The 24,688-nt window shown below is 61.4% G+C and carries 21 protein-coding genes; 6 read left to right on the forward strand and 15 right to left on the reverse strand.

All coding sequences use genetic code 11. The annotated features are described in order from the left end of the window. Positions 1-17: 17 nt before the first annotated feature. Positions 18-1,346, forward strand: coding sequence for a glycosyltransferase (locus BM216_RS09595; RefSeq protein ID WP_092998374.1), 1,329 nt, complete (start codon positions 18-20; stop codon positions 1,344-1,346). 67 nt (positions 1,347-1,413) lie between these two features. Here BM216_RS09595 and BM216_RS09600 read toward each other — a convergent pair whose 3' ends face one another. The 4 genes from BM216_RS09600 to mscL all read right to left on the reverse strand — a co-directional run bounded on the left by BM216_RS09600 (position 1,414) and on the right by mscL (position 5,276). Continuing rightward, a complete protein-coding gene (locus BM216_RS09600; protein WP_244530128.1) occupies positions 1,414-2,250 on the reverse strand; it encodes a polysaccharide deacetylase family protein in 837 nt (278 codons plus the stop codon). 105 nt (positions 2,251-2,355) lie between these two features. Continuing rightward, the gene (galE, locus tag BM216_RS09605; RefSeq protein WP_092998376.1) at positions 2,356-3,390 is read right to left on the reverse strand and encodes a UDP-glucose 4-epimerase GalE; all 1,035 of its coding nucleotides are present in this window, start codon (positions 3,388-3,390) and stop codon (positions 2,356-2,358) included. 157 nt (positions 3,391-3,547) lie between these two features. Then, positions 3,548-4,723, reverse strand: a complete 1,176-nt coding sequence (locus tag BM216_RS09610; RefSeq protein WP_092998378.1) for a pyridoxal phosphate-dependent aminotransferase — start codon at positions 4,721-4,723, stop codon at positions 3,548-3,550. A 121-nt stretch (positions 4,724-4,844) separates the two neighbouring features. Next, positions 4,845-5,276 carry a large conductance mechanosensitive channel protein MscL gene (gene mscL / locus BM216_RS09615; RefSeq protein ID WP_092998529.1) on the reverse strand — a complete coding sequence of 144 codons (432 nt, stop codon included), beginning with the start codon at positions 5,274-5,276 and terminating at the stop codon, positions 4,845-4,847. Between the two features lie 213 nt (positions 5,277-5,489). On the opposite strand from mscL, the gene BM216_RS09620 reads away from it, so the two are divergent. Then, positions 5,490-9,002 carry a hybrid sensor histidine kinase/response regulator gene (locus tag BM216_RS09620; protein WP_092998380.1) on the forward strand — a complete coding sequence of 1,171 codons (3,513 nt, stop codon included), beginning with the start codon at positions 5,490-5,492 and terminating at the stop codon, positions 9,000-9,002. A 210-nt stretch (positions 9,003-9,212) separates the two neighbouring features. Next, positions 9,213-10,460 carry an OpgC family protein gene (gene opgC / locus BM216_RS09625; RefSeq protein WP_092998382.1) on the forward strand — a complete coding sequence of 416 codons (1,248 nt, stop codon included), beginning with the start codon at positions 9,213-9,215 and terminating at the stop codon, positions 10,458-10,460. Positions 10,461-10,535: 75 nt separating this feature from the next. Here opgC and BM216_RS09630 read toward each other — a convergent pair whose 3' ends face one another. The 7 genes from BM216_RS09630 to BM216_RS09660 form a co-directional block, all read right to left on the reverse strand. Next, positions 10,536-11,495 carry a bile acid:sodium symporter family protein gene (locus BM216_RS09630; protein ID WP_092998384.1) on the reverse strand — a complete coding sequence of 320 codons (960 nt, stop codon included), beginning with the start codon at positions 11,493-11,495 and terminating at the stop codon, positions 10,536-10,538. Positions 11,496-11,662: 167 nt separating this feature from the next. Next, a complete protein-coding gene (locus BM216_RS09635) occupies positions 11,663-12,034 on the reverse strand; it encodes a PAS domain-containing protein (RefSeq protein WP_092998386.1) in 372 nt (123 codons plus the stop codon). 124 nt (positions 12,035-12,158) lie between these two features. Beyond that, positions 12,159-12,929, reverse strand: coding sequence for an amino acid ABC transporter ATP-binding protein (locus tag BM216_RS09640; protein WP_092998388.1), 771 nt, complete (start codon positions 12,927-12,929; stop codon positions 12,159-12,161). After that, positions 12,926-13,606 (reverse strand): ABC transporter permease subunit, encoded by a 681-nt coding sequence (locus tag BM216_RS09645; RefSeq protein ID WP_092998390.1) that lies wholly within the window; start codon positions 13,604-13,606, stop codon positions 12,926-12,928. Before BM216_RS09645 ends, BM216_RS09640 begins: the two co-directional genes overlap by 4 nt. A 112-nt stretch (positions 13,607-13,718) precedes the next feature. After that, on the reverse strand, positions 13,719-14,504 hold the full coding sequence (locus tag BM216_RS09650; RefSeq protein ID WP_092998392.1) for an amino acid ABC transporter substrate-binding protein: 786 nt from the start codon (positions 14,502-14,504) through the stop codon (positions 13,719-13,721). Between the two features lie 164 nt (positions 14,505-14,668). After that, positions 14,669-15,055, reverse strand: coding sequence for a hypothetical protein (locus tag BM216_RS09655; protein ID WP_092998394.1), 387 nt, complete (start codon positions 15,053-15,055; stop codon positions 14,669-14,671). A 498-nt stretch (positions 15,056-15,553) separates the two neighbouring features. Then, a complete protein-coding gene (locus BM216_RS09660) occupies positions 15,554-16,321 on the reverse strand; it encodes a site-2 protease family protein (RefSeq protein ID WP_092998396.1) in 768 nt (255 codons plus the stop codon). A gap of 341 nt (positions 16,322-16,662) precedes the next feature. Between BM216_RS09660 and BM216_RS09665 the strand changes: the two genes are divergently transcribed. Together BM216_RS09665 and BM216_RS09670 are read left to right on the forward strand one after the other, a co-directional pair. Beyond that, the gene (locus BM216_RS09665) at positions 16,663-17,361 is read left to right on the forward strand and encodes a HipA family kinase (RefSeq protein ID WP_092998398.1); all 699 of its coding nucleotides are present in this window, start codon (positions 16,663-16,665) and stop codon (positions 17,359-17,361) included. Between the two features lies 1 nt (position 17,362). Beyond that, entirely contained in the window at positions 17,363-18,142 is a 780-nt protein-coding gene (locus tag BM216_RS09670; protein WP_092998400.1) for a DUF3037 domain-containing protein, read from the forward strand. A 33-nt stretch (positions 18,143-18,175) separates the two neighbouring features. Here BM216_RS09670 and BM216_RS09675 read toward each other — a convergent pair whose 3' ends face one another. The 4 genes from BM216_RS09675 to BM216_RS09690 form a co-directional block, all read right to left on the reverse strand. After that, a complete protein-coding gene (locus BM216_RS09675) occupies positions 18,176-20,389 on the reverse strand; it encodes a 3-hydroxyacyl-CoA dehydrogenase NAD-binding domain-containing protein (protein WP_092998402.1) in 2,214 nt (737 codons plus the stop codon). Between the two features lie 17 nt (positions 20,390-20,406). Further along, positions 20,407-20,790, reverse strand: coding sequence for a cupin domain-containing protein (locus BM216_RS09680; protein ID WP_092998404.1), 384 nt, complete (start codon positions 20,788-20,790; stop codon positions 20,407-20,409). Positions 20,791-20,792: 2 nt separating this feature from the next. Next, positions 20,793-22,001, reverse strand: a complete 1,209-nt coding sequence (locus tag BM216_RS09685; RefSeq protein ID WP_092998406.1) for an acetyl-CoA C-acetyltransferase — start codon at positions 21,999-22,001, stop codon at positions 20,793-20,795. 314 nt (positions 22,002-22,315) lie between these two features. Further along, positions 22,316-24,109 carry an acyl-CoA dehydrogenase C-terminal domain-containing protein gene (locus BM216_RS09690; protein ID WP_092998408.1) on the reverse strand — a complete coding sequence of 598 codons (1,794 nt, stop codon included), beginning with the start codon at positions 24,107-24,109 and terminating at the stop codon, positions 22,316-22,318. A 346-nt stretch (positions 24,110-24,455) separates the two neighbouring features. Here BM216_RS09690 and BM216_RS09695 point away from each other — a divergent pair. Continuing rightward, positions 24,456-24,688 (forward strand): transposase (locus tag BM216_RS09695; RefSeq protein WP_143102739.1); only part of this gene is annotated, 233 nt, incomplete at its 3' end.

A 24,688-nucleotide genomic window follows, 5' to 3' on the forward strand; every position in this document is an offset into this window, starting at 1 on the left:
GACAGGGGACGCAGATCATGAAATTCCTTCTCGCATCGACACCCGCAACGGGTCACCTCAATCCAATTCTTTCGATCGGACGCATACTGATTGCCGCCGGCCACGAGGTCGCGGTCCTGACCGGGGATATCTTTCGCCGCCAGGTGGAAGAAGCGGGCGCGCGTTTCTGCAGTCTTCCGCCGGGCGCCAATTTCGATTTGAGAAGGATCGAGACGGTCATTCCCGACATTGCGCGCATCCCGCAAGGCCCGGAAAGGCGGCTTGCGATGTCGCGCAAGATCTTCATCGACGTTGTCCCGTTGCAGAGTGCCGGCCTGGGCGATGTGCTCGCAGACTTTCCCGCCGATGCCATACTGGTGGACAACACGTTCTTCGGCATATTCCCGATGCTTCTCGGACCCCGTTCAGCGCGGCCACCCATTGCAGTGTGCGGCACGATGTTCCTGCATGCGCCGCGAGACGACGGCGCGCCGACCTTCCTGGGGCTACCGCCGGCCGTCAACAAGGCTGAACTGGACGCCTATGCGACAATGGCCACCGAGCAGGACAAACAGATAGTCCGGCCCGTACTCGACAGACTGAACGAGCTGCTCAAGGAAATGGGCTGCCCGCCGCTGCAGTCGAACGTACACGATGCCGCCGTGTTGCTTCCCGATCTCTTCCTGCAGATGACGGTCGCAAGCTTTGAGTTTCCGAGAAAGAACCTTCCGCCGTCGGTCGTTTTTGCCGGAGCATTGCCGATCATGCCCGGCCAGGCGCCATTGCCCGACTGGGCTCACGAGCTCGACGGCTCGCGCAAGGTGGTGCTTGTGACGCAGGGCACGGTCTCCAACCTCAATTTCGACCAACTGGTCATCCCGACGTTGAAGGCGTTGGCCGAACGGCCCGACATTCTGGTGGTCGTTACCGCCGGCGGCCGCGCGGCCGAGGCACTGCCGGCGCCGCTGCCCGCCAACGCGCGCACCGCGGACTACCTGCCCTTCGACTGGCTCTTGCCCAAGGTGGACGTGTTCGTCACCAATGGCGGCTATGGCAGCGTCAATCAGGCGCTCAGCCATGGCATTCCGATCGTCGGCGCCGGCGTGACCGAGGACAAGGGGGACGTCAATGCGCGCGTCGCCTGGTCGGGCGCCGGCATCAATCTCGCCACCAGCGAGCCGACAGAGAAAATGATAAAGGATGCCGTGCTCGCGATACTGGGCGTGCCGATCTACCGCCAGAGGGCAGAGGCCCTTGCCGCGGAGTTTTTCGCCACCGATACGCCTGCCCTCATCCTGGAGAAGCTGGAAGGGCTGGCCTCAGCGGCTCAAGAGTGGCCTCGCAGAAGCCGCACGGCCGTCGTATAGGCGGCTGCGCTCAGCCAGAGTTTTCTGTCCGGGGGCGCTGCTGCGTCATACATTGCGCCCTCGCATTTCAAAACAGCCCCGGCCGGGCCGAGGTCGTGTCGTTGTCGCCAACGGGCTCGACATCCGCGAGCCGCACGAACTCGACGCCGCGGGCCTTGAGCTTGAGGATGGCATTCGCCACGCCCTGGCCTGCCGCGTGGGTGGGCTGGTTGATGTGCGAGATGACGACATCCCCGTCCTTCGCGGCCGCGATCCGCTTTTCGGCGGCACCGGCGCCGAGCAGGGAGCCGTCGTCACCGTTCAGCGAATAACCTGCTATGCGGTAACCCATGGCGCGGATCTCGTCGATCGAGGCCCTGTCGTATTTGGCGGTCGCGCCGCGGAACCAATGGGGTGCCGGAAAGCCCGCCGCGATCACCGCCTCGGCGCCCCTGGCCACCTCCCGCGACACGGCTTCCGGCGATCCGGCCGCCGGGATGCCGTAGACGGGCATAGCGACGTCGATTGCCGGCACATGGTTTTCCCCGTGGTTCTCGATTTCGAAGAGATCGGGATGGGCCAGAAAGACCGCGACCGTCGCGGGATTCTTGCGCAGCCAGCGCGCCGTGACGAAAACGGTGGCGGGAATGCGCTCATCGATCAGAGTGGAGAGAATGCGCTCATCCACCGCGCCCATGCAGGCATCGAAGGTCAGCGCCACCCGGGCGCCTGATCCATCCGCTGCCTTGGCAAAATGCAGTTTCGGCTCGACCAGCCTTACCTTCAGTGGAGGAGATGCGGGCGGTTGGCCGCCAATGTCGGAAGCGCTGGCGGCCGGTGACGCGGCAAGGCCGAAAGCAAGAAAGACGAGAGCGGCGGTGGCGAAGGCACGCATGGTATCGGGTCCGATTGGTCGGATTTCCATATACCCCGATTCTCCCGTCCGCTACCGGCGTTTCGGCATGACACCCGTGCCGGCAGCACAGGGCCGCCGATCCCGGGCGTGAGACACAGCGGCCTGGCGCAAGGACTAGAAGCCGACAGCCATCATGCGATGATGCAGGCTCTTCAGGCCCTCGCTGCGACGCGCGGCCAGCTGGCCCTCCCAGGCGATGGCGGTGTCGACGATCAGGTCGAGATCGTCGTGACGTGGCTGCCATTCCAGCAATCTGCGGGCAAGTGTCGAATTGGCGACGACGCTTGCGGCATCGCCCGGCCGGCGCGGTCCGTAGCTGATGTCGAAGGAACGGCCGCTGACACGCTTCACCGCATCCAGAACCTCGAGCACCGAATAACCGCGGCCGTAGCCGCAATTGGCGATCAGCGGCTCGCCGCCGCGGCGCAGATAGCTCAGCGCCTTCAGATGCGCCGCGACGAGATCGGTCACGTGGATATAGTCGCGGATCCCGGTGCCGTCAGGCGTCGGGTAATCGGTGCCGTAGACATCGACGCCCGGGCGACTGCCGAGTGCCGCCTCGCAGGCAATCTTGATCAGGTGCGTCGCACCCTCGGTGGACAGACCCGTGCGGCCGAGCGGATCGGCGCCTGCAACGTTGAAATAACGCAGCGCCACATAGCGGAAATCATGGGCCGCGGCGGCATCGCGCAGCATCAGTTCCGACATCAGTTTCGACTGGCCATAGGGGTTCTTCGGAAGCGTCGGCGCGCTTTCCAGAACCGGCGTGTCATCCGCCTGCTCGCCATAAACGGCGGCCGTGGAAGAAAAGACGAGATGCTTGATGCCGGCTGCAACTGCCGCGGCCGCAAGAAGGCGGGTTTTGCTCGTGTTGTTCTCGTAGTAGTCGAGCGGCTGGGCCATCGACTGCGGCACGGCGATCGAGCCGGCAAAATGCATGATGGCGTCGATGTTGTTTTCGGCGAAGATCTCCGGCAGCAGCTTCCTGTCGCCGACATCGCCGAGATAGAAGCGAGCGGCATCCGGCACGGCCCAGCGGAAACCGGTCGACAAGCGGTCGAGCACGACCACGTCCTCGCCCGCATCCAGCAGCGCCCACACCATGTGGCTGCCGATATATCCCGCTCCGCCAGTTACCAGAACCGCCATGACAATGCTTCCCTGCCTTTATGTTTTCGGCAGGAAAACACCATGGCACTTGCTCATTGATTACATTTACGGGGCTGCCGTATCTATATTAGCAAGTGTGTATAACAGACCTTTTCGGCCATGCATAAAGTTTTATGCAACTAAGGTCGTATCGGTTTCAAAGTGCCTTGATATAGGTCGAAAGGCGCTCGGCCGCCTCCTCGATCTGTGCCGGATTGCGCAGGAAACAGGCGCGCAGGAACGCCTCGCCGCCCTTGCCGAAAGCCGATCCCGGCGCCAGCGCCACACCTGGCTTGTCGACGATGTCAAACGCAGCCTGGCGGCTGTCGGTGATGCCGTCGACCTTGAGGAAGGCATAGAGCGCACCGTCGGGCTTCAGCGTCTGGACGCGGTTTGTGGCGATCAGCATGTCGCAGAGGATGTCGCGCGACTTGCGGGCCCGGTCGATATTCTCCTCGACGAAGGCGTCGCCCTCGTTGAGGGCCACCACGGCGCCGCGCTGCATGAACTGCGCCACGCCGGAATTGGAATACTGAACCAGGTTCTCGATGACCTGGCCGAGCTCCTTGGGCGCTACAAGCCATCCGACGCGCCAGCCGGTCATCGACCAGTTCTTGGAGAAGGAATTAGCGTAGATGATGCGGTCATCCGGTTCGGACACGTCGAGGAAGGACGGAGCGCGCACCGCGCCACCGTAATAATAGCGGGCATAGATCTCGTCGGCGATGATCCAGAGACCATGCTTGCGGCAAAGCCCCAGGATGGCGGCCAGATCTTCCTTCGTTGCGGTCCAGCCGGTCGGGTTGGACGGCGTATTGATGAACAGGCCCCTGGTCTTCGGCGTGATCGTCGCTTCCAGCTTGGCGATGTCGAGCGACCAGGCGCCGCCGGTGAATTCCAGCGGCAGGCCGGTTGCGACGGCGCCGGAAATCTCGATTGCGGAAACGATGTTCGGCCAGGTCGGCGAGAGGTAGATCATCTCGTCGCCCGGACCACAGATCGCCTGAACCGCCATCATGATGGCGTGCATGCCCGATCCGGTGACGTAAAAATGCTCCATCGGCAGCGCGACCGAGAAGTGCCGCGCGTAATAGTCCGAAAGCGCCTGGCGCAGTTCGGGAATCCCCCGCTGCCAGGTGTAGAATGTCTCGCCGCCGATAAGCGCCTCGGATGCTGCCCGGTTGATGAAATCCGGGGTCGGAAGTTCGCCCTCGCCGGCCCAGAGCGGGATCAGGTCCTGACGTCCGCCAATACGGGCGTGGTTGATGATCTCGACGATGCCGCTCTCAGGAGCAGCAAGGGCGCGGGGGCTGAGCGAGGCGAGAAGCGACATGCGGATTTCCTGTTGTTTCGTCCTCCTCCTTTAGCGCAGGAGAAGGACGAAATTCCATGACAATCCGTGAGCCGGCAATTCATTGTTCTGATGAATGCCGCGTCGCGAGATGGCCCGCGGATTACCGCGTCTTGAGAATGTCGCGGATCTCGGACAGAAGCTGGATGTCGGCCGGCGGAGGAGCCGGGGTCTCGTCGACCGGCTTCTTTTCTTCCATGGCGCGCAGCTTGTTCACGCCCTTGACCATCAGGAAGATGATGAAGGCGAGGATGAGGAAGTTGATGGCGACGGTGATGAAGCTGCCGTAGGCGAAGACGGCGCCCTGCTTGCGGGCCTCTTCCAGAGACGGCGCGGTGACCGCACTCGACAGTGCGAGGAAATAATTGGAGAAATCGAAACCGCCACCGGTGATCGCGCCGACGACCGGCATGACGAGGTCGTTGACAAGAGACGTGACGATGCCGGTGAAGGCACCGCCGATGATGATACCGACCGCGAGGTCGATGACGTTGCCTTTGGCGATGAAGGAACGGAATTCGCTGACGACGGACATGGACATTACCCCTCTCACTGGTTGGTGTCGGGACCAACATAGTGCATCAGGAAATACTGAAAAGGTGCAAAAGCCCAAAGGCTTAAAGCTGACAATCGCTCGGACGCGAACAGCGATCCATTGGACTTTTTGCCGAGACGCCGCCGATTTCCAAGACCTGGCATATCGCTTACATTCGCGCCGAGGAGCGCATTTGTGTGCGGCGGAGGGAATATGCTTCCAGGCTGGGTGATCCTTGTCTCGGCATTCGCTTATATCCTGCTGCTTTTCGCCGTGGCGAGCTATGGCGACAGGCGCAGTCGCCTTGCCGGGGTACCGGCAGGTGGGCGGCCGATCGTCTATGCGCTGAGCCTTGCCGTCTATTGCACATCCTGGACCTATTTCGGCGGCGTCGGGCTGGCATCCCAGCGGGGGCTGGAATTCGCGGCGATCTATGTCGGGCCGATCCTCGCCTTTACGCTCGGCATGCCGATCATCCGGCGGATCGTCGAACTGGCCAAGGCCGAGAAGCTGACATCGATCGCCGATTTCATCGCCGCCCGCTACGGCAAGAATTCGACGGTTGCGGCCATCGTCGCCATCGTCATGCTGGTCGGCACCGTTCCCTATATCGCCCTGCAGCTGAAGGCGGTCTCCAGTTCGGTCGCCGTCATGGTCAACCCGTCGGATTTCGGCATCGGTAGCGGCAACCTGCATTTCGTCGACCTGGCGCTGATTGTGACCGTGCTGATGGCCTGTTTCGCGATCGTGTTCGGCACCCGACATACCGACGCGACCGAGCATCAGGACGGGCTGATCCTGGCTGTGGCGATGGAGTCGCTCGTCAAGCTCGTGGCCTTTGCCACCGTCGGCATAGCGGTGGTGTTCTTCATCTTCGACGGCTGGTTGGATCTCGCCGCCAAGGCCTCCGAAAATCTGCTGGTGACCTCGGCCGCATCCTACGAGACGCCGCTCAGCCGGTGGATCCTGATCATCCTGATCTCGGCCTTCGCGATCGTCATCCTGCCCAGGCAGTTCCATGTGACGGTGGTGGAGAACCGCACGCCGCGGGAACGCCGGGCGGCCGGCTTCCTGCTGCCGGTCTATCTCATCGCCATCAATCTCTTCGTCCTGCCCATCGCCGCCGCCGGGCTGATAACCTTCGGTGGCGTCGGCGATGCCGATCTCTATGTGCTGACCCTGCCGCTCGAGGCGGGGCTGCCTTTTGTAACGCTGATGACCTTCATCGGCGGCTTCTCGGCGGCAACCGCGATGGTGATCGTGGAATCGGTGGCGCTGTCGATCATGATCTCCAACGACATCGTCATTCCGCTCTTCCTGCGGCGGAAGCTCGTCGCCTATTCGGCCGGGCAGCAGGACCTGACCCGCACGCTGCTCAACATCAGGCGGGCGTCGATCTTTGCCGTCATGCTGCTCGGCTATGGCTATTATCGCATGGCCGACAGCCAGTCGGGCCTTGCCTCGATCGGGCTTCTCGCCTTTGCAGCCATTGCACAGATTGCCCCTGCCCTGCTTTTGGGCCTCGTCTGGCGACGGGCAAATGCGCGCGGCGCGATCCTTGGCCTGTCCTTCGGCTTCCTGGCCTGGGCCTATCTGCTGTTCCTGCCAAGCCTCGGCGGGCCGGACAATTCCTATATCGCCGCAGCCGTGCTGAATTTCATCTTCCCGGGCACGGCGATCTTCTCCGCACCCAATATCGATCCCTTCGTCACGACGACGATCTTCAGCCTGGCACTCAACACGATCGCCTTCGTATTGGGCTCTATATCCCGCAACCCGCGACCGGTGGAACGGCTGCAGGCCGGGATTTTCGTCAAGCGGCAGCTGCGCGCCCAGTTCGCCACCCGCGGCTGGAAGACCCGCATCAGCGTCGGCGACCTGAAGACGGTGATCGCTCGTTATCTCGGGGAAGAACGGATGCTGCGGTCCTTCTCCAATTACGAGAAGACCGCCGGGCGACGCTTCCAGGACGACCAGCCCGCCGACATGGCGATGATCCACTTTTCCGAACAATTGCTGGGCAGCGCCATCGGCTCGTCGTCCGCGCGGCTTGTCCTGTCACTGATCCTGCAGAAGGCCGAGGACACGAATTCGGACACGGCCTGGCTTCTCGACCAGGCAAGCGAGGCCCTGCAATATAACCAGGATATGCTGCAGACCGCGCTTTCGCAGATGGATCAGGGCATCGCCGTCTTCGACAGTTCCGACCGGCTGACGATCTGGAACCGGCGTTTCCGGCAATTGCTGGATCTGCCGGAGCAGGCAGGCCAGGTGGGCTTCCTGCTCACAGACATGATCTCGCTTCTGGTGGAACGGGGCGAGATCGCCGAGAGCGACAGGCAGTCGGTCATCGGCCAGTTCAAGGAACTCGGCGCCTCCTTCGCGCTTGTCGTGCAGCGGGGAGAGCGGATCATCGAAGTCCGCACCAACCCGATGCCGGATGCCGGCTTCGTTGCCACCTTCACGGACATTTCGGAGCGGGTCGCGGCAGACCAGGCGCTCAAGCAGGCGAACGAGACCCTGGAACAGCGCGTCGGCGAACGCACTGCCGAGCTGATGCGAGTCAACCGGGAGCTCGGCGAGGCCAGGGCGACGGCCGACGAGGCCAATATCAGCAAGACCCGCTTCTTCGCCGCCGCCGGCCACGACATCCTGCAACCGCTCAATGCCGCGCGGCTCTATTCCTCCGCACTGGTCGAGAGGCTTGGTAGCGGCGACAAGAATGCCGCCATCGCGCGCAATATCGACTCTTCTCTGGAATCGGTCGAGACGATCCTCGGCGCCGTGCTCGACATTTCGCGGCTCGATACCGGCGCGATGAAGCCGCGCTTCGGCTCGATCGGCCTCGACGACCTGTTCAAGCGGATCGAGACGGATTTCGCGCCGATGGCGCGGGAGAAAAACCTCGAGTTCGTGGTGATGCCGACGTCGCTCAAGGTTGTTTCCGATGCCAACCTCCTGCGCCGCCTGGTACAGAACCTCGTTTCCAACGCGATCAAATACACGATCGAAGGCAAGGTGCTGGTCGGCGCGCGGCGTCGCGGCGACCGCGTCGTCATCGAAGTGCTCGATTCCGGCATCGGCATTCCGTCCTCCAAGTTCCGCACCGTGTTCAAGGAATTCGCCAGGCTGGACGACGGTGCCAGAACCGCAAGTGGGCTCGGGCTGGGGCTTTCCATCGTCGACCGGCTGTCGCGCATGCTCAGCCATCCGGTGCGGCTCGCCTCCACGCCGGGGCGCGGCACCGCTTTCAGGGTCGACATCGCCCGCGACCTTGCCGCTTCCTCGACGGCGGCTTCCCACACAAGGCGTTCCCGCAGCCGCCCGGTCGATGTGCTGAGTGGCCTGCGCGTACTCTGCGTCGACAACGAGCCGAAGATTCTCGAAGGCATGGTGCTGCTCACCACCGGCTGGGGCTGCACCGTCGGTCAGGCGCAATCGATGGCTGATCTCGGCGAGATCATGGGCAGGCGGGAGCGGGCACCGGATATCGTGATTGCCGACTATCACCTCAGCGACGGAAACGGCATCGAGGCAATCCTCGCACTCAGGGCCTTTTACCAGAGCGACATCCCTGCCCTGCTGATCACGGCGGACCGCACGCCGGATGTACGGGCCGAGGCCGAGCGGCACGGGATCGGCGTCCAGCACAAACCGGTCAAACCCGCCGCGATCCGCGCCTATCTCACGCAGGCCGCCGGTTTGCGCCGTGTCGCTGCCGAGTAGTTTTCCACAAGGCTCGTCAAATCCCGTTCATGTGACAGTCATCACGGACTGTTTACGGTTGAAATGTCTGAACGTCGGCTAAAACCCGATTCAGCCGGAACCCACCGGCTTCTCGCGACGTTCTAGGCGCGTGACTTCCTGGCCCGAAGAGGCCTTACGGACCGACCGGCATAGCGCCATCGGACCCGGTAGAGACGGAGACCGCGATCGATGAAGCGCTTTGAAATCATTGATGGAATGCGAGGGTATTTCCTCGTATTCATGGTACTGAACCACCTCATTTTTGCCGGTGGATATTTCCTTGTAAAAATCAATCACAACCAGCTCGCCTTCGTCGAGGACGCCCAGGGATTCGTGTTCCTGTCGGGTCTGATGATCGGCATGGTCTATGCCCGCAAGATGATGAAGGCCGGCTATGCCGCCGGTCGCTCGGCAGTCTATAGCCGCGCTTTCGAACTCTATCGCTATGCGATGGGGATCGTGATCGCCGTGCTTGCCGCGCAGATGATCCTGCCGGGTGCCTACACGACCTGGTTCAACTGGCTCGGCTACACGAATTTCGACGATCCGCTGCGTCTCGCCGCGATCGCCACCTTCTTCTATCAGCCGACCTTCATGGATATCCTGCCGCAGTATATCGTCTACATGCTGTTTGCGCCGATCCTGATCAAGCTCGTGCTGGACGACAAGTGGCACTATGTCGTCGCCGCGTCGCTGATGCTGTGGATGGCTGGCCAGCTTGGCCTGCAGCAGCTCGTGACGATCCCGATCAACGAGATGATCATGGGCGCTGACGACCAGGGTATCCGCGTGTCGTTCAATCTGTTCGGCTGGCAGATCGTGTTCTTCTCCGGTCTCGTGCTCGGTGCGCTGACCTCGTCCGGCAAGATCAACTGGAGCAACGTGCTGTCGCCCGACAATACCTTCATCCCGAAGGTGGCGCTGGTGCTGGTGTTGTTCTTCCTGCCGCTGCGCCTGATCACCGCCAACGAGCTGATGCCGCCGCACATGATCGGCAAGTTTGCCTCGATGGAAATCCGCGCCGATTTCGGTCCGGTCTACCTCCTGAACTTCGCCGCTATGGCTGCGCTCGTCACCTGGCTGCTGGTTGCCGGCCCGAAGCACAAGGCTCAGTGGGTGCGCTCCATCGCCTCGGCGCTGACCTGGGTCTTCACCCTGCGTTACCTGCGCCTGCTCGGCCGCCACTCGCTCTATGTCTATGTGTGGCACGTCGCGATCGTCTACTTCGTCTATTATTTCGACGGTCGTACGCCGGAGCTGAACGAGTGGACCAAGACCGCGATCGCATTGACCGCCGTAGGCCTGCTGTCGATCCCGGCCCTGTGGCGCGAACGGGACAAGTATCTCGGCACCTCGGGCGATACCGCCCCTGCCAAGGCACCGTCGCAGAAGCCCGCGACCGCCGGTGCCGGACCGCAGCAGATGGTCATCCGTTAAGGCGGAGATCGACCTCCAGAATCAGAATGGGCGGCCAGTCGGCCGCCCTTTTCGTTTTGCATCGATTGTCCAAGATCAGGCCGTCTGGCTGATCTTGGCCTTGTCTTCCTCGTCCAGCCGACCGGAGAACCAGTTGGCCAGCAGGGCACCGGAAATGTTGTGCCAGACGGAGAAGATCGCGCTGGGTACCGCGGCGAGCGGCGAGAAATAGGCCGTTGCCAAGGCGGCGCCGAGACCGGAATTCTGCATGCCGACCTCGATCGCGATCGCCTTGCGCTTGGCAAGCGACAGCCCGGCCGCTTTGGCTGCGAAGAAGCCGAGCAGGTAACCGAAGCCGTTATGCAGGACAACGACGGCGAAGATCAGCAGGCCGGACTGGGCAATCGCGCCCTTCGACGCGGCAACGACGGCCGAGACGATCAACACGATGCCGATGACGCTGACGAGCGGCAGGGCCGGCACGGCGGCCTTGACCACCGAGGGAGCGATCTTCTGCAGGGCGGCACCAAGCGCCAAAGGCACGAGCACGACGGTGACGATCGACATGAACATAGCCCAGCCATCGACCGGCAGGTACTGGCTGGCAAACATCCAGACCAGGAAAGGGGTGACGATCGGCGCGGCGAGCGTGGTGACCGAGGTGCAGGCAACCGACAGCGCGACGTCGCCTTTCGACAGATAGGTCATGACGTTGGACGAGGTACCTCCAGGGCAGCAGCCGACAAGGATGACGCCCGCCGCCACTTCCGGCGGCATGGGGATGACCTTGGTCAGGATCACGGCCAGCAGCGGCATGATGATGAACTGGCCGAGCACGCCGATGGTGACGTCGAAGGGGCGCTTCACCACTTCGCGGAAATCATCGACCGACAGCGTCAGGCCCATGCCGAACATGATGATCGACAGAAGCGTGACGATCCACGGCGCCACCTGCTTGAACGTGTCTGGAAAGAGGAAGCCGAGGACGGCGAAGACGATCACCCAGAGAGCGAAGGTTTTGCCGACGAAATTGGAAAAGGATGCCAAGGATTTCAAGATCTCACTCCCGAACGAAACAATATGTCGCGCGGTTTACCCTCGATGCCCTGCCTGTCAAGGCCGGTTCCGGCCGGATCGGTTCCTTGTCGGGACGGCGGGTCGGACACGGAGGCTCAAAACGATTGGAAAGGCGGCTTGGGGCCGCCTTTTTGGTGTCGTCGTCTTCAGGACACGAGCCGGTCAAGCGGGTGGACGATGCCGGCATAGTGAACCGGGTGGCCGGTCCTGTCGCGGAAGCATCGGCCGAAGGCCATGACCGGCCTTACCGCACCGGTCGCGTCCAGCACCCGATATTCGGCCCGGTAGGGATGTCCATCCTCGATCGCCTGGCGGATCAGCGTTGCCACCGGCCCCTGATCCTCCGGGTGAACGCGGGCCATGTAATCGGTAACCGGAAGCCCTTTCAGCGTCGCGGCGGGATCGAGCCCGAATAGGGTCGCGAGCGCCGTGTCGGCATATAAAGTGTCGTCTTCCAGGCACCAGGTATAGATGCCCGCTTCCTCGTCGGGCTCTTGATAAACGTCGATGTCTTGCATGCTATGTACCTCCAGCGGAACGAACTTTAGCTGGCGGGAATACAAGCTCAAGATGGGCTGGAACAAATTTCAGATCTCTGTACGGTATCGGACAAAAGACTTTTCTTTCCAACAGGATAGGTAGTCAGATTCCCTCTCCGTAACCGCCCTGCGAGGCGTTGATGGAGGAGACGAAACGACGGGTGCGTTCCTGCTGCGGGGCGCCGAAAACGCGGTCGGCCGGGCCCTGCTCAACCACCTTGCCGGCTTCGAGGAACACGGCGTGATCGGCGACGCGGGAGGCGAGGCGCAGGTCATGGGTCGCGATGACCATGGTGGTCCCTTCGCTTGCCAGCTTGCTCAGCACTTCGACCACTTCGGTCGCCAGTTCCGGGTCGAGCGCAGATGTCGGCTCGTCGCAGAGAAGCACGCGCGGCGACATGGCGAGTGCGCGGGCAATCGCCACGCGCTGCTGCTGGCCGCCCGACAGCGTCGAGGGCCAGGCATCAGCCTTGTGCGCCATGCCGACCTTGGCGAGCAGTTCGCGCGCGTGGGCATTCGCCTTTTCGCGCGGCCATTTCAGCACCGTCACCAGGCCTTCCATGACGTTTTCCAGCGCGGTGCGATGGGGGAAGAGCTGGAAATTCTGAAAAATCATGCCGGTCTGGCGGCGGATCTTCTGGATCTCGTTCCAACCGGGCTTTTTGCCGGGCGAAAGTTCCACCACCGCATCGCCCAGCCGGATCGTGCCGGAGGTCGGGATTTCGAGGAGATTGATGCAGCGGAGCAGCGTACTCTTGCCGCCGCCGGACGGGCCGACCAGCGCGGTGACGCTGCCTTCGGTGACCTGCAGGCTGATATCGTCGAGAACCTGGAATTCGACGAAGCTCTTGTTGATGTGGGAGAGCTCGATCATCGGTTGGCCTCCAGCATGCCGCCGTAACGGGAGAAGCGGCGCTCCAGCCTGACCTGCAGCGTCGAAAGGACGGAACTCAGCGCCAGATAGATCAGTGCCGCCTCGATATACAGGATCAGCGGCTCATAGGTGGTGGCGACGATGCGCTGCGCCGACTGGAAGAGTTCCGGCACGGTGATGGCGGCGGCAAGCGAGGTGTCCTTGACCAGCGAGATGAAGGTGTTGGAGAGCGGCGGCACGGCGACGCGGGCGGCCTGGGGCAGGATGGTGCGGGCCATGGCCTGGCGCCAGTTCATGCCGATCGAATAGGCCGCTTCCCACTGACCTCTCGGCACCGAGGCGATGACGGCGCGGATGATTTCCGACGAATAGGCGCCGATATTGAGCGTGAAGCCGATGAGCGCCGCCGGAAACGCATCGAGCAGGATGCCGACGCTCGGCAGGCCGTAGAAGATGACGAAAAGCTGGACCAAGAGCGGCGTGCCGCGGATGACCCAGACGTAGAAGCGGGCGATCATCACCAGCGGCAGCGGTGCAAACAGCCGGGTGACGGCGGTAAGAAGGCCGAGCGCAAGGCCGAAGGCGAAGGACAGAAGCGTCAGCGGCACGGTGAACTTGATGCCCGCCCATAACAGCGTCGGCAGCGAATCCATCATCAATTGAAGCCAATGCGGCACGGCCCGATCCTTTACTCTTCACTCAAAGCGAAACGCCCGGCACCGAGCCGGACGTTTCGTTTATCACACAATCTGTCGTGGCACAGGCGAAGCCTGCGCCGACCTTCGGGCGTTACTTGGAGACGTCCTGACCGAAATACTTGTCGGAGATCGTCTTGTAGGTGCCGTCGGCCTTGATATCGGCCAGCGCCTTGTTGACCTCGGCGACCAGTTCGTCATCGCCCTGGCGCAGCAGGATGCCGGAATAGCTGGCATCGGCCTCTTCAGCGACGATCTTCACCGGGGCATCAGGCTTCTGCTTCTTGAAGTCGAGGAAGGAAAGGCTGTCATTGATGGTGGCGTCGGCGCGGCGGGTGAGAACCAGCTGGATCGACTGGTCGAAACCGTCGGTACCGACCAGTTCGGCGCCGGCCTTTTCGGCGATCTTGCCGTAGTTGCTGGTGAGCGACTGGGCCGCCTTCTTGCCCTTCAGGTCGTCGAAGGACTTGATCTCGTCATTGCCGTCACGAACGATCAGCGCCGCCTTGGAGGCGATATAGGGTTCGGAAAAGGCATACTTCTGCTTGCGGGCATCGGTGATGCCGACCTGGTTGATGACGGCGTCGTAACGGTCGGCATCGATGCCGGCGATCAGGCCATCCCACTTGCCTTCGACGAACTGCGCCTTGACGCCAAGCTTTGCCGCAACCGCTTCGCCGATCTCGACATCGAAGCCGACGAGCTTGTTCGACGCATCGTGGAAGGTGAAGGGCGCATAGGTGCCTTCGGTGCCGATGCGGATGACGCCGGCCGACTTGATCTTGTCGAGGTTTTCACCGGCGGCGGCCGGCAGCGCGAAGGCGGCCTGCAAGAGGGCTGCGGCGGCGACTGCCTTCAGGGCGGTTTTGAAAAGGGTCATTTCAGGTATTCTCCAACGAATGAGCTGGCGTCTCAATCGCAGAAAATAGGAGCGTTGGGAGGAAAGAAAACTGCCGCCGAAAGCGGCAAATGCGAATAATTTTTGCTCAAGCTTGGGGCAATGGCCCGAAAGCCGGTTCTGCCGCATGGGAGGGGCGTTGGGGATCACTCCGCTTCCTCGCGATCCGACGGGCGGCCGGCATATTTGGGCGTGTCGTCGCGGCGCCCTTCGAGTGCCTCAAGACCCGCATATATTTTCGCCCGTCTCGCTTCCTGCTTGCGTGCGCAAGGGGGATAGGCCTTGTTATAGCCCATGGCATACTGGGCCTCGGTCAGAAAACCGCAGCAGCGCTTGGCGCGCCGGCATTTGGAAAGATCGCAATCCTTCCAGAAGCCGATATGGGTGGCGGCGAACTGCGTCACCCGCTGGCGTATGCGGTGTTGCTCGCGCTCCGGTAGACTGTCGAACTCGCCCCATGTCAGGCCGAAATAGGCGGGCTGGGCATTCGCTTCTGCCACCCGGCGCATCCATTCTTCCTTGCTCATCGCCATCGCTCGCCCTCCTCTCGGGCATGTTTCATCGTTCGCGCGGCCGGTCGGCCCCGCGTCTCTGCCTGCTTCCGTTTTTCCGGCGAACCGGGCACTTTCGTCCTTCATCGGAGAGCCCACACGAATGCGGAACCTCACTTTGATTTTAGTCTGTGGCTCCGCATTCGCGTGGCCTTCGGCGTTTTGTCGGGGCTTCCGGCCCCTACGGATGATCCTCTCGCCTCGCTGCATGTGGTTTCCCACACTTGGACGGCTCAACCGAACCCGGCATGGCTGCCGGGGGAAGGCTTGATAGGAGCGATTGCCTTGCGACACCCGTTCCATGAGTTTCACCCCTTTCGCCCTTGCCGCACGTTACGGTTCGGACGAAAGCGCCGGCCCCCGCCTGCCCGCGAACGTCTCGCGAAACACTCCGGCGACGGAGACGAGGGGATTGTAGGCATGGGTTTTTGGGGTGGGGATGAAATCAGCAACAATCCTCTGATTTCATTGAAACGGGGGTCAGGAACGTCCCCGCCTGCTGCGGGCAAAGGCAGCCCGACCGGCCTGCAGTGCCGACCAATTCAAGCGCACCGAGAGCGGCGCCCAGAAGAAAACGCCGACCAGCAGGCCGATGACGAACACGACTTTTGCGATGACGGCGAGAATTGCGCCAGAAAGGCCGATCCAGAACAGCGTGCGATAATAACCGATCCACGGCTCCAGGAACTCGTTCAGGATCCTGCCGCCATCGAGCGGATAGGCCGGCAGGAGATTGCCGATGGCCCAGACGACATTCATCCAACCGAGCCATTCGAGCGCCTGCAGGATCGGCGCGGCGATGAGCGGCGGAGGCCGGGAAAACCGCAGCATCTCGGGATCGAAGGTCGGTGGCTCCGGCTTGAGGAGCAGGCAGGCGCCGAGAAGAATGCCGGCAATGGCAAAGTTGACGACCGGTCCGGCGAGGGTGATGAGCTGAAGCTCGCGCCGCGTCGCCGGGCGCCCCTCCCACACCGCCTCGCCGCCACCGCCATGGAGGCGGATGAGGAGCGGATAGAAGCCAAGGCGGCGGGCCGTGAGCGCATGGCCGAGTTCATGGGCGAGGATGGAGAGCACGATGCCGGCCGCAACCACGACAGCAGCGCCAAGCCAGGCGACGGACAGTTTTGCCCCGAAGATGAAGAAGAAGCTGAGAATGAAGACGATCAAGGCGAAATCGCCATGCACGAAGATGCGCGGCAGGCGCAGAATATCGATCGCCAGCCCGTCGTCCTGCAGCTTGAATTTCACGGGGAGTCTCGGTTGGTTGGGGCAGATGTAGGTTAGGGCGCGTGGGACGGGAGGCAAGAAGGTGACCGAACCATAAATCGCGCGTTTAAACCAGACGTCTTGTGTTCGAATTAATCAAAGCCGTTCTCCGCAATAACTCACCCAGCCTTAGAGAACCGACAATAAATCTATTGAAATTACATTCCCGCCTTCTAGTCTGCACCTTGGGCAAACGGGGGTGGAAATTGGAAGCTGGTGCGAATTGGCAACCGAGTCGAATTGAACGAGTAAACCGCGTTCTATTGACCAGCACAAAACCGCTACATGTAGTGACTGACGCGGGTCCGGCGCTGGTAAAATACATGGGCAACCGCGCAGGCCTAGATGCCCTAGTCGCAGAATTACTTGCTGGCGAATTGGCTGCCAAAATTGGCCTACGTACTCCAGATTTTGCCATTTTGGAGATACCTAAGATAGAAACGGCGGATCCCTTCATCTCAGTTGAAGCGGGCCCCGCATTTTTCTCACGTTGGGAGCAGGCACAAAGTCTGTCGCCGAACTCCAAACTTTTGGCAAATTTGCGACATCCTAGTGATGTTGCGCGCCTCGTGGTCTTCGATACTTGGATCAGAAACAAGGATCGGTTTGCAGAAGAAGCGAATGGCGGAATTCTGAATTATGACAATATATTATTCAATGCCGACAAAAGGAAAACGCAGCTCCTTGTAATTGATCATAGCCATGCTTTCGCCGAAACTTCGCTTGAGGCGGAGATCAATGATGAATGGGCGACAGAGCAGAGAGTTTACGGATTATTTAATGAGTTCGTTTCAATCATAACTCGTGCCGATTTAAAGTCCGCCATTGAAGATTTGTGCGCCATAACGGCGGGTGACATAAATGAGATATGTGCCTCACCGCCGCCCCAGTGGGGATTTACAGCACCTCTGGCCAATCGATTGGCCAATTTGTTAATAGCACGGGCAAGGCTAATGAGGGATTGGATGCCAAGTGCAGCTTTCGCTCAGCTAGAACTCGATTTGAGTGGAAAGGAGGCGTGAAATGGAACCAATGAACCTGTTATATTCCATCGTGCAATTTAGCCCTTTTCCTGAACGATTTGAATATATTAACGTGGGCGTTGTCGTTTTCGATACGAGCCGTGGCAAAGTGGACCTACGGCTTGCCGAAGATCTTTCGCGCGTCAAAAAACTCTTCGGCGAAATCAACACGACTTTTTTCAAGAGCGCCCTTCATGATTTTGCACAACGGGTAAGCCATCATTTCTCACAGCTAGACGCGTCCTCAATGCGGATTGAGGAGTTCAACGCCAAAAGAATGGACTTATTCCGACTGACTGATTTAAACGCCGTAGCTGGACAGACGGTAGCTGTCGTCGTTGAGAAGCTATTTCGTGAGTTAGTAACATGGCACTCACAGTCTAAAAAGACTGAGCGGATCAACACAATGCTCACGAGCGCATTTAAAGAAGCCGGCGTATTGGCCTTACTTGATAGGCGCCCTGCCCCCGTTCATATCGATCAATATGGAGTGAACGTGCAAGCAGACTACGGATACCAGAATGGTGTCTATAATCTAATTGACGCAGCGCGCTTCGATACTCCCCAACGAGGCCTCGCCGAGGCTGGGAAGCGTATTCTCGAAGGTAAAGCGTTATCAGAAACGCTAGACAAACGCCTAATTGTTGTCGGTGATTTCGGTACGCAACCAGATCGTTTTATCGAAAACTTGCGAAACGACTTCGAAAAAGCTGGAGCCAAGCTTTTCCGGCTTGAAGAGGTAGACCTGCTTTCTGATGAAATACGGCATGCCGTACGTTAACCCTCAAAGCAGTCTCTTACATAAGAAGGCGGCTCACGCCGCCTTCCCCACCTCCCCGTACGGGTCAAACCGGCCGTAGAACGTCTCGCCCTTCGCCGCCATGTCCTTGAGCAGCGGGGTCGGCTTGAAATGATCGCCGTAGATCGCGGCGAGCTTTTCCGCCAGGGCGACGAAGGTCTTCACGCCCATGCCGTCGATATAGCTCAGCGTGCCGCCCGTGTAAGGGGCGAAGCCGAAGCCGAGGATGGAGCCGACATCGGCTTCGCGCGGATCGGTGACGATGCCTTCCTCCACCGTGCGGGCGGCTTCCAGCGCGATCGTCACGAGGAAACGCTGTTTCAGCGTGGCGACATCCACGTCGCTGGCCGGTTTCTGCGGGTAGAGGTCCTTGAGGCCCGGCCAGAGGGATTTTTTGGCCGGCTTGGCCGGGTAATCGTAAAAGCCCTGGCCGTTCTTGCGGCCGCGGCGGTCGAGAACGTCGACCATCTTGTCGATCAGGGCCATGTGTTCCGGCTTCACTGACTTGGGGCCGAGATCGGCGATGGAGGCCTTCATGATCTTCTGGGAAAGATCGACGGCGACCTCGTCGTTGAGCGACAGCGGGCCGACGGGCATGCCGGCCATTTTTGCGGCATTCTCGATCATCGCGGCCGGCACGCCTTCGGCGAGCATGTCATAGGCCTCGTTGATATAACGGAAGACGCAGCGGTTGACGAAGAAGCCGCGGGTATCGTTGACGACGATCGGGGTCTTTTTGATCTTTGCGACGAAATCCAGCGCGGTGGCGAGTGCCTTGTCGCCGGTCTTTTCGCCGAGGATGACTTCGGTGAGCATCATCTTTTCGACCGGCGAGAAGAAATGCACGCCGACGAACTGGTCCGGGCGCTTTGAATTTTCCGCAAGACCCGAGATCGGCAGGGTGGAGGTGTTGGAGGCGAAGATGGTCGTGGCCGGAATGACGGCTTCCACCTGTTCGATGACCGCCTTCTTGACCTTGCGGTCCTCGAACACCGCCTCGATGACGAGATCGGCATCGGCAAGCGTCGCGTAATCGGGCGTCGGGGTGACGAGGGAGAGCAGCTTTTCGCCCTCCTCCTTGGTCAGCCGGCCCTTGGCGACGCTGTCGGCCACCAGCTTTTCGGAGACGGCCTTGCCCTTGTCGGCGGCTTCCTGGGTCTGGTCGATGAGCACGACGGGGATGCCGGCTGCGGCCGTGACATAGGCGATCGAGGCGCCCATGAAGCCGGCGCCGACGACGCCGACCTTTTTGAACTCGCTCTTTTCCACGCCGGCCGGGCGGCGGGCGCCCTTGCCCAGTTCCTGCATGGAGATGAACAGCGAACGGATCATCGAAAACGCTTCGGTGGTGCCGAGGATCTGGGTGAAATAGCGCTGCTCGACCTTGAGCGCCGTATCGAAGGGAAGCTGCAGGCCTTCATAGACGCATTTGAGGATGGCGAGCGCGCCGGGATAATTGCCGGCGGTTTCGCGGCGCAGGATGGCGGGGGCGGCCGGGAAGAGCTGGGCAGCCTGGGGCGTCCAGACGCCGCCGCCGGGGGCCTTGAAGCCCTTTTCATCCCAGGGGGCGACGGGTTTCAGGCCGTCCTTGATCATCTGTTTTGCCGCCGTGACGAGCTGATCCGGCTCGACCACCTGATGGACGAGGCCCATGGCCTTGGCGCGCGCCGGGGCGAGCGACTGGCCGGTCGTCATCATCTGCAGGGCGGACTGGGCATCGGTGAGGCGCGACACGCGCTGGGTGCCGCCGGCGCCCGGAAAAATGCCGACCTTGACCTCGGGCAGCGCCAGCTTGACGGCTTTCGAATTGGAGACGACGCGGCCATGGCAGGCGAGCGACAGTTCGAACGCGCCGCCCATGCAGGTGCCGTTGATGGCCGAGACCCAGGGCTTGCCGTTGGTCTCGATGGCGCGGAACAGCCAGGTCATGCGGCCGGCGGTTTCGAACAGTTTCTGCTTGGCGGTTTCGGGATCTTTCGCTGTCGCTTCCTGCAGCATGGCGAACATGCCGCGGATCATGGTGAGATCGGCGCCGCCGGAGAAGGAGGACTTTCCGGATGTGAAGACGACGCCCTTGATGGCGGCGTCGTCCACCGTCTGTTTTAAGAGGGCCTCGAGTTCATCCATCACCTCGACGGTGAAGACGTTCATCGACTTGTCGGGCATGTCCCAGGTGACGAGCGCGATGCCGTCGGCGTCGGTTTCGATGGAAAAGTTCTTGTAGGTCATTGGGTTCTCCTCCCCGATCAGGCCGACAGGTGGCTGCGCTGTTCGTCCAGCGATCTGGTCTTTTCGACCACGACATCGCCGGTGTGCTTGGTCTGCGACGGCTCGAACAGGATGATCCAGCATTCCTCGGCGGCCACCGGATTATGCTCGACGCCCTTCGGCACGACGTGGAAATCGCCGGCCTTCAGATGGACATGCGGGCGGTCGCGGTACTCGATGGTCAGTTCGCCCTTCCAGATGAGGAACAGCTCGTCCTCGTCGCGGTGCGAATGCCAGGTGAGCTGGTCCCTGACCTTGGCGATCTTGACGCTCTGGCCGTTGAGATCGGCGATCACCCGCGGCGACCAGTGGTCGGTGACATGGGCGTATTCGTCTTCGATCGTGCCGGTGTTGAAGGCCATGGTCAGACCCTTTCGATGACGGTGGCGGTGCCCATGCCGGCGCCGATGCAGAGCGTGACAAGCGCGGTGTTGAGGTCGCGGCGTTCCAGTTCGTCGAGCACGGTGCCCAGGATCATCGCGCCGGTGGCGCCGAGCGGGTGGCCCATGGCGATGGCGCCGCCGTTGACGTTCATGATGTCGTGGGAAATGTCGAAGGCCTGCATGTAGCGCAGGACGACGGCGGCGAAGGCTTCGTTGAGCTCGAACAGGTCGATGTCGGAAATCTTCATGCCGGTGCGGGCGAGCAGCTTTTCGGTGACGTCGACGGGGCCGGTCAGCATCAGGGCGGGGTCGGAGCCGATATTGGCGAAGGCGCGGATGCGGGCGCGGGGTTTGATGCCCATCGATTGACCGCCGGCCTTCGAGCCGATCAGGACGGCGCTAGCGCCATCGACGATGCCGGAGGAATTGCCGGCGTGGTGGACATAGGTGATCTTCTCGATTTCCGGATGGGCCTGGATGCCGACGGCTTCGAAGCCGCCCATTTCGCCGGGCATCTGGAAGGAGGCGTTGAGGGATGCCAGCGCCTGCATGTCCGTCGTCGGGCGCATGTGCTCATCGCGGTCGAGGATGGTAAGGCCGTTCTGGTCTTTGACCGGAATGACGGAGTTTTTGAAGTAGCCGGCATCCCAGGCCTTTCCGGCGCGCTTCTGGCTTTCGACGGCATAGGCGTCGACGTCATCGCGGGAGAAACCGTATTTGGTGGCGATCAGATCGGCGGAGACGCCCTGGGGCATGAAATAGGCCGGGAAGTTGACCGAGGGGTCCATGTACCAGGCGCCGCCGGACATGCCCATGCCGACGCGCGACATCGATTCCACGCCACCGGCGATGACGATGTCGTCGGAGCCTGCGGCGATCTTAGCCGCGCCGAAATTGATGGCGTCGAGGCCCGAGGCGCAGAAACGGGAGATCTGCATGCCGGGCGCCTTGGTCGAATAACCGGCCTCGAAGGCGGCGGCCTTGGGGATGACGGCGCCACTGTCCATCACCGGATCGACGCAGCCCATGATGATGTCGTCGACGGTTTCGGTGTCGAGCCCGTTGCGGTCGCGGATGGCTTCCAGCGTCTTGGCGGCGAGCCGGACGGAGGGGACCTCGTGCAGCGATCCATCCTTCTTGCCGCGACCGCGCGGCGTGCGCACGTGGTCGTAAATGAAGACTTCGGTCATGGTGTCGTCTCTCCCGTGTCATCTTTTGGGGTGCGGTGGGCACCCTTGAATTTTCCATGCCCGCCGAGCGCTTCGCTCGGGTTCAGGGCATTCGGCGCTCGATTACGCCGGGCGCGCCTCACCCCCTCACTCGCAATTTCTGAAACTTAGCTGCGCTAAGATTTCGAAATTGCCTTCTCTCCCACAGGGGGGAGAGATACCGGTGCCGCGCTCTCGGCACCTACCTCTCCCCTTGTGGGAGAGGTTACAAAATCAAGATCTTAGACGAAGGCTAAGCCTTAGATTTTGTTGGTGAGGGGATCCGCCTCAGCTCCTCAAAACGCCTCGGCTGCCAGTTCCATCACGCTATCCGCACCCGCCTCGATGCGCACCTTGCGCAGCGTCGTCTCCGGCATGACCTTCTCCATATAGAACTTCGCCGTCACCAGCTTGTTCTTCAGATAGTCCTCGCGGCCGTCACCGGCTGCAAGCTTTTCCTGCGCGGCCTTGGCCATCCTTGCCCACATATAGCCGAGCGTGACGAGGCCGAAGAGGTGCATGTAGTCGGTCGAGCCGGCGCCGGCATTGTCAGGCTTGGCCATGGCGTTCTGCATGAACCACATGGTGGCTGCCTGCAGGTCGTTCAAACCCTTCTTCAGGCCCTTGGTGTAAAGGACCATGTTTTCGTCGGCGCGGTTTTCCTCGCAGAAATCGCCGATTTCCTTGAACATGGCCATGACCGCGCGGCCGCCGTTGAGCGCCAGTTTGCGGCCGACCAGATCGAGCGCCTGGATGCCGTTGGCGCCCTCATAGATCATGGTGATGCGGGCATCGCGGACATACTGGCTCATGCCGTGTTCCTCGATATAGCCGTGGCCGCCGAAGACCTGCTGGGCCATGACGGCGTGGTCAAAACCCTTGTCGGTCAGCACGCCTTTCAGGATCGGAGTGGCGAGGCCGAGGAGATCGTCGGCATTCTGGCGTTCCGCCTCGTCCGGCGAGCGGTGGGCGATATCGGATTTCAGCGCGGTCCAGAGCAGGAAGGCGCGGCCGGCTTCGTTGAACGACCTGATCGTCATCAGCGAGCGGCGGATATCCGGGTGGACGATGATCGGATCGGCCTTCTTGTCCGGGGCCTTGGCGCCCGACAAGGAACGGCCCTGGATGCGCTCGTTGGCATAGGCGACGGCGTTCTGATAGGCGATCTCGGCGATCGACAGCCCCTGCAGGCCGACGCCGAGCCGGGCCTCGTTCATCATCACGAACATGGCCGAGAGGCCCTTGTTTTCCGCGCCGATCAGGTAACCGGTCGCCTCGTCATAGTTCATGACGCAGGTGGAATTGCCGTGGATGCCCATCTTTTCCTCGATGGCGCCACAGGTCGCGCCGTTGCGGGGCCCAAGCGATCCGTCCTCGCCGACCATGAACTTCGGCACGATGAACAGCGAGATGCCCTTGGTGCCTTCCGGCGCGCCCTCGATGCGGGCGAGCACGAGGTGGATGATGTTGTCGGTCATGCCGTGTTCGCCGGCGGAAATGAAGATCTTCTGGCCGGAAATCCTGTAGGAGCCATCGCCCTGCGGCACGGCCTTGGTGCGCAGCAGACCGAGATCGGTGCCGCAATGGGGTTCCGTCAAGTTCATGGTCCCGGACCACGTACCCTCGACCATCTTCGGCAGATAGGTGGCCTTCTGCTCGTCCGAACCGTGGACGAGGATGGCAGCGATCGCGCCCTGCGTCAGGCCCGGATACATCATCAGAGACATGTTGGCGGACGACATATATTCGCCGACGGCGGCGTGCAGCGTGTAGGGCAGCCCCTGCCCGCCGAATTCCTCCGGCACGGCCAGACCGATCCAGCCGCCCTGGCAATACTGGTCATAGGCTTGCTTGAAGCCCTTCGGCACCGAGACGGTGCCGTCGTCATGGCGGGTACAGCCCTCGTGGTCGCCCGACAGGTTGATCGGGAATAGCGCTTCCTCGGCCACCTTGGCCGCTTCGCCGATGATCGCCTCGACCATATCCGGCGTGGCATCGGAAAAGCCCGGCAGGTTGCCGTAGCGTTCGAGGCCGAGCACGTCATTCAGCACGAACAGCGTATCCTGGACCGGGGCTTTGTAGACGGGCATGCGCAAACTCCTCCTCTGCGCGCCGGCAAAACCGGCGAAACTCCATCGCTAAAATATTGACGTTTGCGTAAACGTCAATCCCGCTTTTTTTGCCATGTCCGGGGAATTGATCGCGCTGATCGGGACGAGGCGATCGGCGGGATGAGAGTGCTGCGGCCACGACCGGCCAGCGTGTAGGAGACTAGAGTAGCGGATTCCGCACGAGGGCCAGAGAGGCACGGTCGATGAAACAGTGGGACGGTTTCGTTGCATGACCGCTAACGGCCGATACTGTTGAAAAACTCGGCGTTGTCGGTGCTGCGTTGTCATGATTCAATCGCCGCATTGATTTGCGGAGGATTGAGCGATGATGGGATGTCAGGCGGCTCCGGCGCAGCTCTTCTACGATTTCTGTATCGATGACCACGTCCCCGCCGAACACCTGCTGCGCGGGATTGACCGCCATCTCGAACTGGACAGCGTTCGAGCGCAGTTGAAGCCTTTTTACAGCACCACAGGTCGCCCCTCGATTGATCCAGAACTGATGATGCGGATGCTGATCATCGGCTATTCCATGGGTATCCGCTCGGAGCGGCGGCT

The organism is Rhizobium sp. NFR07 (assembly GCF_900111905.1).
GTDB lineage: Bacteria > Pseudomonadota > Alphaproteobacteria > Rhizobiales > Rhizobiaceae > Neorhizobium.

Bases quoted from the DNA above. Each gene is read 5' to 3' on its own strand.
- BM216_RS09680 (WP_092998404.1), bottom strand. From the start codon at position 20,790: ATGGCCTTCAACACCGGCACGATCGAAGACGAATACGCCCATGTCACC.
- BM216_RS09620 (WP_092998380.1), top strand. From the start codon at position 5,490: ATGCTTCCAGGCTGGGTGATCCTTGTCTCGGCATTCGCTTATATCCTG.
- BM216_RS09665 (WP_092998398.1), top strand. From the start codon at position 16,663: ATGGGCAACCGCGCAGGCCTAGATGCCCTAGTCGCAGAATTACTTGCT.
- BM216_RS09600 (WP_244530128.1), bottom strand. From the start codon at position 2,250: ATGGAAATCCGACCAATCGGACCCGATACCATGCGTGCCTTCGCCACC.
- BM216_RS09595 (WP_092998374.1), top strand. From the start codon at position 18: ATGAAATTCCTTCTCGCATCGACACCCGCAACGGGTCACCTCAATCCA.
- galE (WP_092998376.1), bottom strand. From the start codon at position 3,390: ATGGCGGTTCTGGTAACTGGCGGAGCGGGATATATCGGCAGCCACATG.
- BM216_RS09650 (WP_092998392.1), bottom strand. From the start codon at position 14,504: ATGACCCTTTTCAAAACCGCCCTGAAGGCAGTCGCCGCCGCAGCCCTC.
- BM216_RS09685 (WP_092998406.1), bottom strand. From the start codon at position 22,001: ATGACCGAAGTCTTCATTTACGACCACGTGCGCACGCCGCGCGGTCGC.
- BM216_RS09640 (WP_092998388.1), bottom strand. From the start codon at position 12,929: ATGATCGAGCTCTCCCACATCAACAAGAGCTTCGTCGAATTCCAGGTT.
- BM216_RS09655 (WP_092998394.1), bottom strand. From the start codon at position 15,055: ATGGCGATGAGCAAGGAAGAATGGATGCGCCGGGTGGCAGAAGCGAAT.
- mscL (WP_092998529.1), bottom strand. From the start codon at position 5,276: ATGTCCGTCGTCAGCGAATTCCGTTCCTTCATCGCCAAAGGCAACGTC.
- BM216_RS09670 (WP_092998400.1), top strand. From the start codon at position 17,363: ATGGAACCAATGAACCTGTTATATTCCATCGTGCAATTTAGCCCTTTT.
- opgC (WP_092998382.1), top strand. From the start codon at position 9,213: ATGAAGCGCTTTGAAATCATTGATGGAATGCGAGGGTATTTCCTCGTA.
- BM216_RS09675 (WP_092998402.1), bottom strand. From the start codon at position 20,389: ATGACCTACAAGAACTTTTCCATCGAAACCGACGCCGACGGCATCGCG.
- BM216_RS09690 (WP_092998408.1), bottom strand. From the start codon at position 24,109: ATGCCCGTCTACAAAGCCCCGGTCCAGGATACGCTGTTCGTGCTGAAT.
- BM216_RS09635 (WP_092998386.1), bottom strand. From the start codon at position 12,034: ATGCAAGACATCGACGTTTATCAAGAGCCCGACGAGGAAGCGGGCATC.
- BM216_RS09610 (WP_092998378.1), bottom strand. From the start codon at position 4,723: ATGTCGCTTCTCGCCTCGCTCAGCCCCCGCGCCCTTGCTGCTCCTGAG.